This window comes from Teichococcus rhizosphaerae (assembly GCF_002631185.1).
GTDB classification, from domain to species: Bacteria; Pseudomonadota; Alphaproteobacteria; order Acetobacterales; family Acetobacteraceae; genus Pseudoroseomonas; species Pseudoroseomonas rhizosphaerae.
The window spans coordinates 354,660-368,844 of the sequence record NZ_PDNU01000003.1; the positions used below are offsets into that span (position 1 = coordinate 354,660).

Annotated in this window: 6 protein-coding genes; all 6 read right to left on the reverse strand. The window is 71.9% G+C overall.

Translation table 11 applies throughout. The features are described 5' to 3' along the window. Nucleotides 1-114: 114 nt before the first annotated feature. The 6 genes from treY to treS are packed head-to-tail and all read right to left on the reverse strand — an operon-like array spanning nt 115 to nt 14,185. Nucleotides 115-2,799 carry a malto-oligosyltrehalose synthase gene (gene treY, locus CR162_RS04060; RefSeq protein ID WP_099094238.1) on the reverse strand — a complete coding sequence of 895 codons (2,685 nt, stop codon included), beginning with the start codon at nt 2,797-2,799 and terminating at the stop codon, nt 115-117. Continuing rightward, on the reverse strand, nt 2,796-4,838 hold the full coding sequence (gene malQ / locus CR162_RS04065; RefSeq protein WP_099094239.1) for a 4-alpha-glucanotransferase: 2,043 nt from the start codon (nt 4,836-4,838) through the stop codon (nt 2,796-2,798). The genes treY and malQ overlap by 4 nt, the downstream gene beginning before the upstream one ends. Beyond that, nucleotides 4,835-6,616, reverse strand: a complete 1,782-nt coding sequence (gene treZ, locus CR162_RS04070; RefSeq protein ID WP_099094240.1) for a malto-oligosyltrehalose trehalohydrolase — start codon at nt 6,614-6,616, stop codon at nt 4,835-4,837. Before treZ ends, malQ begins: the two co-directional genes overlap by 4 nt. Next, on the reverse strand, nt 6,613-8,727 hold the full coding sequence (gene glgX, locus CR162_RS04075) for a glycogen debranching protein GlgX (protein WP_218014829.1): 2,115 nt from the start codon (nt 8,725-8,727) through the stop codon (nt 6,613-6,615). The genes treZ and glgX overlap by 4 nt, the downstream gene beginning before the upstream one ends. 4 nt (nt 8,728-8,731) lie before the next feature. Beyond that, the gene (gene glgB, locus CR162_RS04080) at nt 8,732-10,900 is read right to left on the reverse strand and encodes a 1,4-alpha-glucan branching protein GlgB (RefSeq protein WP_099094241.1); all 2,169 of its coding nucleotides are present in this window, start codon (nt 10,898-10,900) and stop codon (nt 8,732-8,734) included. 3 nt (nt 10,901-10,903) lie between these two features. Further along, nucleotides 10,904-14,185, reverse strand: a complete 3,282-nt coding sequence (treS, locus tag CR162_RS04085) for a maltose alpha-D-glucosyltransferase (RefSeq protein WP_099094242.1) — start codon at nt 14,183-14,185, stop codon at nt 10,904-10,906.

A 14,185-nucleotide genomic window follows, 5' to 3' on the forward strand; every position in this document is an offset into this window, starting at 1 on the left:
CGGGCTTTTGGTGGGGATGCTTATTGGAACTGAGAACGCTTCGCAAGAAAATCCGGCGCCAGGGCCAGGAAGTGTTTTCCCGGCCCTGGCTCGTTCCGCATGGGCGGCCCCGCCTCAACCTGTGGCGCGCAGCACCCGCAGCGGGAGCGGATTGCCCGCGAGGGGCAGCGTGCCGCCGGCGGGCAGGGTGGCGCCCGTCAGCAGGCAGTGCCAGGAGCGCGCGGAAAGCTCCGCGGGCAGCACCAGGCGCGTGTCGCTCCAGGCCGTGTCGGGCACGGAAAGCGTCTCGGCATGGCCGAGCAGCGGCACGGCCAGGCGCGGCACCGCCACCAGCAGGGCCTCGCCCGCCTCCTGGCGCAGGAAGGCCAGCATGGCGTCCGCCTGGCGGCCCTCCAGCCGCAGCGGAACATAGTGCCCGCCGGTGAACAGCGACGGCGCCTCGGCCCGCGCCAGCAGCAGCCGGTGGATCAGCGCCTGCTTCACCGCGCCCGAGGACCAGTCGGCCAGGAGGCCGAGTGGCTCCGCGCCCCGCTCCAGCGCGGCGCGGCGGGCGGCGTAGTCCACGGGGCGGCGGTTGTCCGGGTCCACCAGGGATTCGTCCCAGAACTCGGCACCCTGGTAGAGGTCCGGCACGCCCGGGCAGGTCATGCGCAGGGTGGTCTGCGCCAGGCTCTTCAGCGCCCCGGGCAGGGCGATGCGCGCGGCGAGGCCCTGCAGCCCGGTGGCCAGGGCGGGGCGCGCCGAGACATCCAGCACGCCGCGCAGGAAGCCGGCGGTGGCGGCCTCATAGGCCTCGTCCGGCATCGCCCAGCCGGAGCGGCGCTTGGCCTCGCGCATCGCCTTCTGGAGCCAGCCGGACAGCCGCTCCACCCAGGCATCGACGCCGGCGCGGTCCGTCACCGGCAGGCCCAGCGGCCAGGAGGCGACGACCATCTGCAACAGCATCACCGCGTCGCCCGGCGAGGGGGCGGGCCCCTCGGGCAGCGCCTGCACCAGCTCCCGGCTCTCGGCCAGGAAGCCGCGCAGCGCGGCGGCCCATTCATCCGGGATCTCGGACAGCACGGCGAGGCGCATCCGCACATCCTCGCCACGCTTGTGGTCATGCGTGGCGGTGGCGAGCAGCGCGCCCGGCCAGTCCGTGGCGCGGGCGGCCATGAGCGCGTGGAAGCCCTCCGGCGGCAGCGCGAACTGGCCGGGATTGGAGCCCACCTCGTTGCGCGAGAGCAGCCGGCCATAGCGGTAGAAGGCCGTGTCCTCCACCGACTTGGCGGCGGTGGGGGAGGAAAGCTGCTGGAAGCGGGTGCGGGCCACCAGCAGGGCGCGGCGGGCCTCGCCGGCCGAGCGCTCCCGCACCGGCTCCTCCGCCAGCCAGTAGAGCAGGTGGCTCAGCACGACGTGGTCGGTGGTCCGCAGGCTGGCGCGGGCGGCATCGGCCGCCTGCCGCAGCACCGCCACGTCCTGCGCCGTGGGCGCGCCGTTGCGGACATAGACGCGGTAGACCGGGAAATGCACCAGAAGCTGCGCCAGCACGCGGCGGATGGCGTTGAAGGAGAAGTCGCGCGAGCGGAGATGGCCGCGCGCCAGGTGGTGGAAGGCGCGGGCGCAGCCATCCAGCTCGGCGGCGAGGTTGTCGCGCAGGATCTGCTTGCGGGCCTGGATCTCCTCGGCGTGGAAATCCGCCTCGCTGCCGCTGGTCTCGCGCCACAGGGCGGAAAGCGGCGCCTCGCCGGCCGGGTCGTGCAGCACGGCCGAGACCTGGTCCATGAAGTCGTAGCCGGTGGTGCCGTCGGTCTTCCACCGCGTCTCCAGCGGCTCGCCGGGCGCCAGGATCTTCTCGATCAGGATGTAGGGCGGCCCGGCGGGAGCCTCGGCCGGGCGGCGATGGGCGATGGCCTCCATGCGGCGGCGCAGCTTGCGGCAATAGCCACCCGGATCGGCCAGCCCGTCCACATGGTCGATGCGCACGCCGTCGATCAGCCCCTCGGCGTAGAGGCGCAGGATCAGCGCGTGCGTCGCGTCGAACACCGCCGGCTCCTCGGCGCGCAGGCCGGCCAGGCCGGTGACGTCGAAGAAGCGGCGCCAGTTGATCTCGTCCGTCGCGGTGCGCCACCAGGCGAGGCGGTAGTTCTGCCGCTCCAGCAGCGCGTGCAGCCGCGCGGCGCCCGTCAGGCTCTTCGGATCGTGTCCGGCGAGGCCCTCCGGGTCGTCGAGGATGGCCTCCGCATCGCGCGGCGCGATGGGGAAGCGGTTGTCGAAATAGGCGACGGACAGGCCCGTCGGGCCGTCCTTCACCAGGGTCAGCTCGCCCTCGGCCAGCGCCTCCCCATAGGGGCGGCCGAGGAAGGGGGCCAGCATGCGTCCCTTCAGCGAAGGGTCGTCGGAATTCCAGTCGATGTCGAAGAAGCGGGCGTAGTCGCTCTCCTGCCCCTTTGCCAGCACGTCCTGCCACCAGGCATTGTGCGGGCCGTCCACGCCCATGTGGTTGGGCACGATGTCGAGCAGCAGCCCCATGCCCTCGGCGCGCAGCGCGGCCACCAGGCGGCGCAGCGCCGGCTCGCCCCCCAGCGCCGGGTTGACCGCGTCATGCGCGGTGATGTCGTAGCCATGGGTGGAGCCGGGCGCGGCCGGCAGCAGGGGCGAGGCGTAGAGATGGCTCACCCCCAGCCGCGACAGGTAGGGGACGATGGCCACCGCGTCGTCCAGCGTGAACTCCGCATGGAACTGGATGCGGTAGGTGGCGCGGGGCCGGGTGGCGGCGGGGGTGGCGTTGGCGGCCGGGTGGGGCTGCGCGTGGCTCATGGGGCTCTCCGCGCCCGGGCGAGGCCGCGCAGGCGCTGTTCAATCGCGGGGTCGTGGAAAAGGCGCTCCACCGGCGGGTCCAGCCGGCGCCGCCAGTTGGGGTGCTCATCGGTGGTGCCGGGCATGTTGGGCTGCTCCACCGCCGCCACGGCATCCTCCAGCGGCAGCAGCGCCAGGGCGCAGCGGGCGCGGCCGACATAGGCGGCGGCGGCATCGGCCACGCGCGCGGCCTCTTCCGGAGCGGGCATCGGCCCCTCGGCCACGCCCGCCTTGCGGAAGGCGGCCCACAGCTTCGGGCGCTCCTCCCGGCGGGTTTCCGCCTGGCCTTCCAGCGTGGTGCCGAGCGTCTCGCGCCAGAGCAGGTCGCGCCCCTCCCACCAGCCCGCCACCGTCGGCAGGTCGTGTGTGGAGGTCATGGCGACGGCCTCGCGGCTCCAGCGGGAGGGCTCCTTGAAGCCCTTGCCGGCCTGCTCGAACCACATCACCCGCATGCCGGCGATGCCGCTCTTCTGCATCCTTGGCCGGAAGCCCTCCGGCACCGTGCCGAGATCCTCGCCGATGGCGATGGCGCGGTGGCGGTGCGATTCCAGCGCCACCAGCCGCAGCATGTCCTCCAGCGGGTAGCGCAGGTAGCAGCCGCTCGCCGGCCCGCCGCCCTGCGGCACCAGCCACAGCCGGCGCAGCCCCAGCACATGGTCGAGCCGCACCCCGCCCGCGTTGCGGAAGGCGGCGGCGAGCATCTCGCGGAAGGCGGCGAAGCCGTTGGCCGCCAGCCCGTGTGGCGAATAGGTGGTGATGCCCCAGCTCTGCCCCTGCGCGTTGAAGATGTCCGGCGGCGCGCCGATCTCGACGCCGGACAGGAACTCGGTCTGCCGCGCCCAGGCATCGGCGCCGCCGCCATCGACGCCGATGGCGAGGTCGGCGATCAGGCCGATGCGCGCGCCATTCTCGCGCGCCGCCCGCTGCGCGGCGGACAGCCCGCGATCGGCGAGGAACTGCGCGAAGGCGTGGAAGGCCACCGCCTCGGCATTCGCCTCGGCGAAGGCGGCGACCTCGGGGCTGTCCGGGTCGCGCAGCGCGGCGGGCCAGTCGCGCCAGTGCCAGCGGGCGGGGTCGGCGGCGAGCTGGGCGGCATGCAGCGCCTCGAAGCGGGCATGGCGGGTGAGGGATGTGCCGCCCCCGGCCAGGAACCGCTCGAAGGCGGCATGCGCCTCGCTGCGCGGCGCCTCGCGGAAGGCGCGGTGGAGCTGCCGCAGCCGGGCCAGCCGGGCCTTCGCCACGGCGGGCCACTCCACCATCGGCAGCGCCTCCAGCCGCGCCCATTCCGCCGCAAGCCCGGCGCCGAAGGGCGGCAGGGCCGGCAGCAGGTCCTCGCCATCGGCGTGGCGCACGTCGAGCCAGAGGCGGCTTGACGGCGCGTAGGGGCTGCTGCGGCTCGGGTCGGCGCTGAACTGCGCGTGCACGGGGGAGATGGCGATGGCATCCGCGCCCTGCGCGGCCGCCGCCGCGGCGAAGGCGCACAACGCGGCATAGTCGCCGACGCCGCCATCGCCCGTGCGCTTGAGCGAATAGAGCTGCACCGCCAGCCCCCAGGCCGCCTGACCCTCGCAGGCATCCTCGATGCGGTGGCCATGGGCGGGAGCCACAGCAAGGGTGAGGGCGTGGCCGGACAGCTCCAGCGTGTAGTAGCCGGGCAGGGCAGGGGCGGTGAGGCGGGCGCCGCCCGGCGCGGCCTCGGCCATGCCTTCCACCTGCGTGCCGTCCTCGGCGGTCAGGCTGTAGCGGCCGGGCGGCAGCGCCAGGCGGATGTCGATGCCGGGCTCGGCGGTGCGCAGCGGCGGCAGGGCGCGGCTGGCCTCGCGGAAGCGCGCGGTGCTGTCGCGCAGCGCGCCCGCGCCATTGGCCGGCAGGCCGAGCGCGCCGAGCACGCTGCGCAGCGTCTCGGGCGTGGTCTGCTGCCTGCGGCCATTGGCGTCCTCCCAGTCGATCATCAGCCCGACGGCACGGGCCAGGCGCCGCAGGGCCAGATCGTCGCTCATGCCGCGGGCTCCTGCAGCCAGGCGATGGCGGCGCGCGGGCCGATGCCGTTCTCGGCCACGGCCGCGCCCAGGCCGGGCAGGGATTCCGCCAGCAGCGTGCCCGGGCCGGGCTGGACGGGAATGGCCGTGTCGCCGAACTGCGCCAGGATGGTCAGCAGCGAGCCGTCGCCCAGCCTCCACTGCGCCCGCACGCCCTGCGTGCCCAGCGCCTCGGCGCCGACCGCCCGGGCCTCGGCCAGGTGTGGGGCGAGGCGGCGGGCGCGCAGCCGCAGCAGGTCCGTCACGAAGCGCTCCGCCTCGGCCTGGGCCGGCTTGTCGCGCTCGGACAGGTCGAGGCGGCTGGCCTCGAAGGTGCCGGGGGCGTTGGGGTCGGGGATGCGCTCGCGCTTCTCCGGGTCGGCAAAGGCGGCGAACTTGGCGAATTCCTTGCGCCGCCCCTCGCGCACCGCCTTTGCCAGATCCTCCGAGGGGAAGCCGGTGAAGAACAGGAAGGGACGCTCGGAGAAGAACTCGTCGCCCATGAACAGCATCGGCACGAAGGGGGAGAGCAGCTTCAGCAGCAGCGCGGCGCGCACCCCGTCGGAGGGTGCGAGGCTGTGGATGCGGTCGCCGAAGGCGCGGTTGCCCACCTGGTCGTGGTTCTGCAGCGCGTTGACGAAGGCGGAAGGCGGCAGGTGGCCGCTCGGCTTGCCGCGCGCATGGCCGAGATTGGCGGAAACCTCGCCCTGATAGACGAAGCCCTCCGCCAGCGAGCGCGCCAGATGCTCGGCCGGGCGGTCGGCGTAGTCGGCGTAGTAGGCGTCCTTCTCGCCGGTCAGCAGCACGTGCAGGCAGTGATGCGCGTCGTCGTTCCACTGGGCGTCGAAGGCGCTCTCCAGCAGCGTGGCGTCGTTGTTCTCGTTCTCCAGCACCAGGTAGACGCGCCGGCTGCCACAGGCCTCCCGCACGCGGCGGGACAGCTCGGGCAGGAAGGTGTCGTCCGGAATGGCATGCACCGCATCGAGCCGCAGCCCGTCGAAACGGTATTCGGTGAGCCAGAAGATGGCGTTCTCGATGAAGAAATCCCGCACCGGCTTCTCGCGGAAGTCGATGGCGTCGCCCCAGGGCGTCCTGATGTCCTTGCGGAAGAAGTCGGGCGCGATGGCGTGCCAATAGTTCCCGGCCGGGCCGAAATGGTTGTAGACCACGTCCAGCATCACGGCGAGGCCGTGGCCATGCGCGGCGTCCACCAGCGCCTTGAGGTCGTCCGGCGTGCCATAGGTCTCGTCCGGCGCATAGGGCAGCACGCCGTCATAGCCCCAGTTGCGGCTCCCGGCGAAGTCGTTCACCGGCATCAGCTCGATGGTGTTGACGCCGAGCGCGGCGAGGCGCGGCAGGTGCCCGACCAGCCCGCGGAAGCCGCCCATGGCGCCGGCGTGCAGCTCGTACACCACGCTCTGCGGCCAGGGATGGGTGCGCCAGTCGCCATGCTTCCAGCGATAGGCATGGTGGTCCACCACCACGCTCCAGCCATCCACGTCCCCATCCTGCGCGTGGGAGGCGGGATCGGGCACGGTGGGGCCGTTGCCCAGGGCGTAGCGGTAGCGGGTGCCGGGCGCGGCCGCCGCCTCGCATTCCCACCAGCCACCGGCGGTGGCCTGCATGGCGACGGGCTCGGCATCGCGCCGTTGCAGCGTGACGCCCGGCTGCCCTGGCGCCCAGAGACGGAACCCGGTCCGGCTGGAACCGCCCTTGCCCTTGGCGTCAGGCGAGGGCCCGTAGGAGAAGCGTCGCGTCATCCGGAGATATCCTCAAGGGGCGGTAGTGCCACCAGCAGACGGGCGGAACGTGCGGCCAGACGCAGGGTTGCGCCGGCCACCGGGTGGCCCGGCGCTTCCGGGTCCGTCGTGTCGAGGACGGAAACCCAGGCCAGGGCGGGGGCGGGCAGCGTCGCCACCCGGTCGCGCTCGGAGGCGTTCAGCAGCAGCAGCGTGACCTCGACGCCCCCCGCCTCGGCCGCGCCGGCGCGCCGCAGTTGCAGGACGCGGCCCTCCGGGTCGTTCCACCGCTCCGGCGTCATCAGCGTGCCGTCCGCGTCGAACCAGGCGGTGTCGGGCAGGCCCGGGAGGGGCTCGGTCACGCCGTGGCGGAAGACGGGGCTGCGCAGCGTCGGGTGCTGGCGGCGCAGCGCGGCCAGGCGGGCGACGAAGGCCGCGAGCTTCCGCCCCTCGGGCGCCGCGGCCAGGCTCCAGTCCAGCCAGGAGGTCTCGTTGTCCTGGCAATAGGCATTGTTGTTGCCGTGCTGGGTGCGGCCGAACTCGTCGCCGCCGAGCAGCATTGGCGTGCCATGCGCGGCGAACAGCGTGAGCAGCATGGCCCGCTTCAGCCGGCGGCGCAGCGACAGGATGTCGGGGTCGTCGGTCGCGCCCTCGGCGCCCCAGTTGGCGCTGAAGTTCTCGCCATGCCCGTCGCGGTTGCCCTCGCCATTGGCCTCGTTGTGGCGCTCCTCGTGGCTGACGAGGTCCTCCAGCGTGAAGCCGTCATGCGCGGCGACGAAGTTGACCGAGGCCCAGGGGCGGCGCCGGCGGCGCTCGAACAGGTCCCCCGAGCCGGAAAGGCGCGCGGCGAGATCGGGGCGGAGCCCCGCATCGCCGCGCCAGAAGCGGCGGACGCCGTCGCGGAAGCGGTCGTTCCATTCGGAGAAGCCGGGCGGGTGGTTGCCGAGCTGGTAGCCGCCGGGCCCGAGATCCCAGGGCTCGGCGATCAGCTTCAGGCGGGACAGCACCGGATCCTGCCGGATGGCGTCGAAGAAGCCGGAGCCCGGGTCGAAGCCATGCGCCTCGCGCCCGAGCGTGCTGCACAGGTCGAAGCGGAAGCCATCGACATGAAAGGCGGTGGCCCAGTGGCGCAGGCTGTCCATCACCATCTGCAGCACGCGGGGGTGCGAGAGGTTGACCGTGTTGCCGCAGCCCGTCTCGTCGATGTAGCGCCGCTCCTCCCCCGGCTGCAGGCGGTAGTAGCTGGCATTGTCGAGGCCGCGCCAGGAGAGGGTGGGACCGAGCCCATCGCCCTCGCAGGTGTGGTTGTAGACCACGTCGAGGATCACCTCGATGCCGGCGGCGTGCAGGCGGCGGATGGCCACGCGGATCTCGTCCAGCCCGCCGCTGGCGAGATAGCCCGGCTCCGGCGCGAAATAGGAGAGGGGGGAGTAGCCCCAGTAGTTGCGCAGCCGCCGCTCCACCAGGAAGCGGTCCTGCAGGAAGGCCTGCACGGGCAGCAGCTCCACCGCCGTGACGCCGAGCCGCAGCAGGTGCTCGATCACCGGCGGGCTGGCCAGCGCCGCGAAGGTGCCCCGCTCGCGCGGCGCCAGGTCGTCCCGCCGCATGGTCAGGCCGCGCAGATGTGTCTCGTAGATGACGGTGCGGTCCCATGGCACGTTGGGCGGGCGGTCATCGCCCCAGTTGAAGACATCGTCCACCACCACGCCCTTGGGCATGGCGGCGGCGCTGTCCCGCCGGTCGAAGCTGAGATCGGTGCGGCCGGGACCGTGGCGGTGGCCGAACAGCGCATCCGACCAGCGCAGCGCGCCGGAGATCTGCCGCGCATAGGGGTCGAGCAGCAGCTTGTTGGGGTTGAAGCGGTGGCCCTGCTCCGGCTGGTAGGGGCCGTGCGCGCGGTAGCCATAGACCAGGCCGGGGCGCGCCTCGGGGAGGTAGCCGTGCCACACCTCGTCCGTGCATTCGGGCAGGTCGAGGCGCGCCACCTCCTTGCGGCCCGAGGGGTCGAACAGGCAAAGCTCCACCCGGGCCGCATGCGCGGAGAAGACGGCGAAGTTGATCCCCAGCCCGTCCCAGGTGGCGCCGAGCGGGGCGGGCCGGCCCGGCAGCAGCCAGTCGGGGAGCAGGGGCAAGGGATCACTCCTCCGGCGTCAGCACCAGCGTGGAAAGGGCGGGGAGCTCCAGCACCAGCGAGGCATCCAGGCCGTGCGATTCCATCTCCTGCGCCTGCACGCGGCCGCCATTGCCGCCATTGGCGCCGCCATAGATCGCCGCGTCCGAGTTGAACACCTCGCGCCATGCGCCGCCCGCGGGCGCGCCGAGGCGGTAGCCGGAGCGGCTGACGGGCGTCATGTTGCAGACCACCAGCACGGGGCTGCTGCCCTCCGGTCCGAGGCGCAGGAAGGCGAGGACGCTGTTTGCGGCATCGTCCATCACCACCCAGCGGAAGCCGGCCGGGTCGCAGTCCAGCGCGTGCAGCGCGGGCGTGCGGGCATAGAGGCGGTTGAGGTCGCGCAGCATGCGCTGGAGGCCGGCATGGCGCGGCTCGTCCAGCAGGTGCCAGTCGAGCGAGCGGTCATGGCTCCATTCGCGCCACTGGCCGATCTCGCCGCCCATGAACAGCAGCTTCTTGCCCGGATGCGTCCACATGAAGGCCAGGTAGGCGCGGAGGTTGGCGAATTTCTGCCAGTCGTCGCCGGGCATCTTGCCGATCAGCGAACCCTTGCCGTGCACCACCTCGTCATGGGAGAGCGGCAGCATGAAGCGCTCGGAATAGGCATAGACCATGCCGAAGGTCATGCCGCCATGCTGGTACTGCCGGTAGATCGGGTCGCGCTCCATGTAGTGGAGCGTGTCGTGCATCCAGCCCATGTTCCACTTGAAGTCGAAGCCGAGCCCCCCTTCATGGGCCTTGCGCGTGACGCCGGGGAAGGCGGTGGATTCCTCGGCGATCAGCAGCTTGCCCGGGCAGCGCTCGGCGACGACGTTGGACAGCTCCTGGAGGAAGGAGATGTTCTCGAGGTTCTCGCGCCCGCCATGGATGTTGGGCACCCACTCGCCTTCCTTGCGGCTGTAGTCGCGGTAGAGCATGGAGGCCACGGCATCGACGCGCAGCGCGTCCACGCCGTAATGCTCCAGCCAGTGCAGCGCGCTGCCGATCATGAAGTTCCGCACCTCGCGCCGGCCGAGGTTGTAGATCAGCGTGTTCCAGTCCTGGTGGAAGCCCTCGCGCGGGTCGGTGTGCTCGTAGAGCGCGGTGCCGTCGAAATGGGCGAGGCCGTGCGTGTCGGTCGGGAAGTGCGCCGGCACCCAGTCCAGGATGACGCCGATGCCGGCCTCGTGGAACCGCTCCACCAGCCGCGCGAAGTGCTCCGGCGGGCCGAGCGCGCCCTGCGGCGCGAACTGCCCGAGCGGCTGGTAGCCCCAGGACCCGCCGAAGGGATGCGCCATGACGGGCAGGAACTCGACATGGGTGAAGCCCATCTCCTTCACATAGGGGATGAGCTTGTCGCCCAGCTCCTCCCAGGAGAGGGGCAGGTTGTCCTCGCCGCGCATCCAGGAGGCGGCATGGACCTCATAGACCGAGATGGGCTGCGCCGCCGGATCACCGGGCGGGATGGGGCGCGGCGCCACGCGGATCGCCGCCGTGTCGGCCACCACGGAGCCGGTGGCGGGGGCGGGCTCGGCCTGCCAGGCGACAGGGTCGGCCTTCAGCGGCAGCAGGCTGCCATTCGGGTCCAGCAGCTCGAACTTGTAGACGGCGCCCGGGCCGAGGCGCGGGAGGAAGATCTCCCACACGCCGCATTCCTGGCGCAGCCGCATGGGCGCGCGGCGGCCATCCCAGTTGTTGAAGTCCCCCACGACCGAGACGCGCCGGGCATTGGGCGCCCAGACGGCGAAGCGCACGCCCTGCACGCCATCCACCTCCATCGGGTGGGCGCCGAGGCAGCGGGCGATGTCGCGGTGGGTGCCCTCGCGCAGCAGGTGGATGTCCAGCTCGCCCAGGAGCCGGCCGAAGGAATAGGGATCCTCGACCTCCTCCACCGCCCCGCCCCAGTCGATGCGCAGCAGGTAGCGCCCGCCCGCCGGCACCGGCCCCTCGAACAGACCCGCCGCGTGCAGGGGAGCGAGGCGGTGGGCCGTGCCGTCCGGCGCCAGAGCCGCGACGGAGACGGCTCCGGGCAGCATGGCGCGCACCACCCGCCCGGCCGGGGTGTCGTGCGGGCCCAGCACGGCGAAGGGGTCGCCATGGCGGCCCTCCGCCAGGGCGTGGATGGCCTCGGGGATCAGCGTGGTCTCGGCCATGCGTCAGTCCTTCGCCGGGAGGCGGCCGACCAGCTCGTCCAGACCGCGCATCGGGATGCGCAGCCAGGTCGGGCGGTTGGCGGCCTCGTAGCAGATTTCGTAGGCGGCCTTTTCCAGCAGGAAGAGGTCGAGCAGCGCGGCTTCCGCCTCGGGCCGCACCCAGGGGCGCGGCGTCTCGGCATGCACGGCGCGGTAGGCGTCGAGGAAGGCGGCGCTGGCGCGGCCGTGGAACTCCGCCAGCAGCGCGGCGCGGCGGCCATCGCCTTCCGGCGCGGTGGCCTCCAGCTCCGGCATCACCGTCGCCACGGCATAGTCGAAGGAGCGCAGCAGCCCCGCCACGTCGCGCAGCGGCGAGGACTTGGCGCGGCGCTGTTCCAGCGTCTTGGCCGGCTCGCCCTCGAAGTCGATGATGCAGGCATCGCCCTGCACCACCAGCACCTGGCCGAGATGGAAGTCGCCATGGATGCGCGTCTTGAGCGCGCCCTCGGCGGCGGCGGCGAGGCCGTCCACCGCGGCCAGCAATCCGTCCCTGCCCGCCAGCAGGCGCTGGGCGCGCTCGGCGTCCTCGGGGTTCGCCCAGTCCCTGGCGGCACCGATCGCCTTCAGCGCGGCCTCGATCTGGGTGCGTGCCGCCTGCGCCCAGGCCCGCGCGTCCTGCGCCGTCACGGGCTCGGGGCTGAAGGCCGCGTCGTCGCTGTCCTCTGCCAGGAGCGCGTGCATCTCGGCCAGGCGCCGGCCAAGGGCGGTGGCGAACATGGTGTAGTTGGAGAACACGTCCTCCTGCTCGCCCGCCGGTGCCTCGGTCATGGCGATCTGGCCGACGGTGCGGCTCAGATAGTCGGTGGTCCAGCCCCAGCCGTCGCCCTGGTTGCGGACGAAGCCCTGCACCACGACCAGCGTGCGCGGCGTGCCGTCCGGCGTCACCCGCACCACCTCGCCCAGCAGCGGCGCGGTCTGGCCGAAGCCCTTCTCGGTCAGGTGGCGGGTCATCTCCGTCTCGGGGCTGATGCCTTCCGTGACGCGGCGGACCAGCTTCAGCACCGCCTGGTCGCCGATGATCAGCGAGGAGTTGGACTGCTCGGCCGAGAGGCGGCGGATCTCCGCATCCTGCGAGAAGGCGGCGGCATCGAACAGGGTGGTGGGCATGAAGCGGATCTCGCCCTCGGAAAGCGGCATCACCGCCTTCTCGGCCAGGCCGCGAAGCACGGCCCAGGGCAGGGCATCGAGGGCGAAGGCGTCGGTCAGGACGCCGACGCGGCGGCCGCGGCGGATGCGGGCGAGCGCCAGCTGCTGCGGTAGGGCGGCGCTGGTCTCGTCCTCCCAGGCGATGCCGAGCGGCAGCAGGTAGCGGGCATGGCTCGTGCCCTCCGCCACCTCCACCTCGGCCAGCAGCACCTCCACGGTGCGGCCGGCCAGCGCCTCGGCGAAGGCCAGGCGCGGCTCCAGCGCCCCGGCATCCTTGCCGGCGAACCAGCGCCGCTTCGTCAGGTATTTCGGCAGGGCGTCCTGCTCGATCACCTTGCGCGAGGCGGGGGCGAGCACCTCGCCCAGGCCGCTGCGCATCACCAGGGTGGAAAGTTCGGTCATGGGTTCCGGCGCCGGGTTGTGCCAGGCGGGCATCGCCGCCTCTGTGGCGAGGACGAACCAGTAGAAGCCGTAGGGCGGGAGCGTCAGCAGGTAGGTGAGCTGGCCGATCGGCGGAAAGGAGGTGCCGCCCAGCAGCTCGACCGGCACGCGGCCGGCGAAGTTGGACAGGTCCAGCTCCACCGCCTGCGCGGTGCGCGACAGGTTGCAGACGCAGAGGATGGTCTCGCCCTCATGCTCGCGCAGATAGGCCAGCACCTTGCGGTTGCCGGGATAAAGATAGCCGAAGCTGCCGCGGCCGAAGGCCTTGTGCCGTCGGCGCACGGCGAGCATCCGCCGCGTCCAGTTCAGCAGCGAGTGCTGGTCGGCCGACTGCGCCTCGACATTCACCGCCTCGTAGCCATAGACGGGATCCATGATGGCGGGCAGCACCAGCTTCGCCGGGTTGGCGCGGGAGAAGCCGCCGTTCCGGTCGGGGGACCACTGCATCGGCGTGCGCACGCCGTCGCGGTCGCCGAGATGGATGTTGTCGCCCATGCCGATCTCGTCGCCGTAATACAGCACGGGCGTGCCGGGCATGGAGAGCAGCAGCGAGTTCATCAGCTCGATGCGGCGGCGGTCATGCTCCAGCAGCGGCGCCAGGCGGCGGCGGATGCCGAGGTTGATGCGCGCCCGCTTGTCGGAGGCGTAGGTTTCCCAGAGGTAGTCCCGCTCCTTGTCGGTGACCATCTCCAGCGTCAGCTCGTCATGGTTGCGCAGAAAGATGGCCCACTGGCAGTTCTCCGGGATGTCCGGGGTCTGGCGCAGGATGTCGGTGATCGGGAAGCGGTCCTCCTGCGCCATCGCCATGTACATGCGCGGCATCAGGGGGAAGTGGAACGACATGTGGCACTCGTCGCCGTCGCCGAAATACTGCTGCGTGTCCTCCGGCCACTGGTTGGCCTCGGCCAGCAGCATCCGGCCGGGTGCGTGCGCGTCCAGCGCCGCCCTGATCTTCTTCAGGACGACATGCGTCTCGGGCAGGTTCTCGTTGTTGGTGCCGTCGCGCTCGATCAGGTAGGGAATGGCGTCCAGCCGCAGCCCGTCCACCCCGGCGTCGAGCCAGAAGCGCATGACGGAGAGCACTTCCTTCATCACCTGCGGGTTGTCGAAGTTCAGGTCCGGCTGGTGGCTGTAGAAGCGGTGCCAGAAATAGGCGCCGGCCACCGGGTCCCAGGTCCAGTTCGACTTCTCGGTGTCGAGGAAGATGATGCGCGTGCCTTCGTACTTCTTGTCGGTGTCCGACCAGACGTAGTAGTCGCGGTGCACCGAGCCCGGCTTGGCCCGGCGGGCGCGCTGGAACCACGGGTGCTGGTCCGAGGTGTGGTTGATGACCAGCTCGGTGATGACGCGGATGCCGCGCGCATGGGCTGCGGCGATGAAGCGCCTGATGTCGGCCATCGAGCCGTATTCGGGATGCACCGCCTTGTATTCGGCGATGTCGTAGCCGTCGTCGCGCCGCGGGGAGGGATAGAAGGGCAGCAGCCAGACCGCGTCCACGCCGAGCGAGGCGATGTAGTCCAGCTTCGCCATCAGGCCGGGCAGGTCGCCCACGCCGTCGTCGTTCGAATCGAAGAACGACTTGATGTGGAGCTGGTAGATCACGGCGTCCTTGTACCAGAGCGGATCTTCCGGCATGTGCGGCTTGTCGTTACGCGGCAT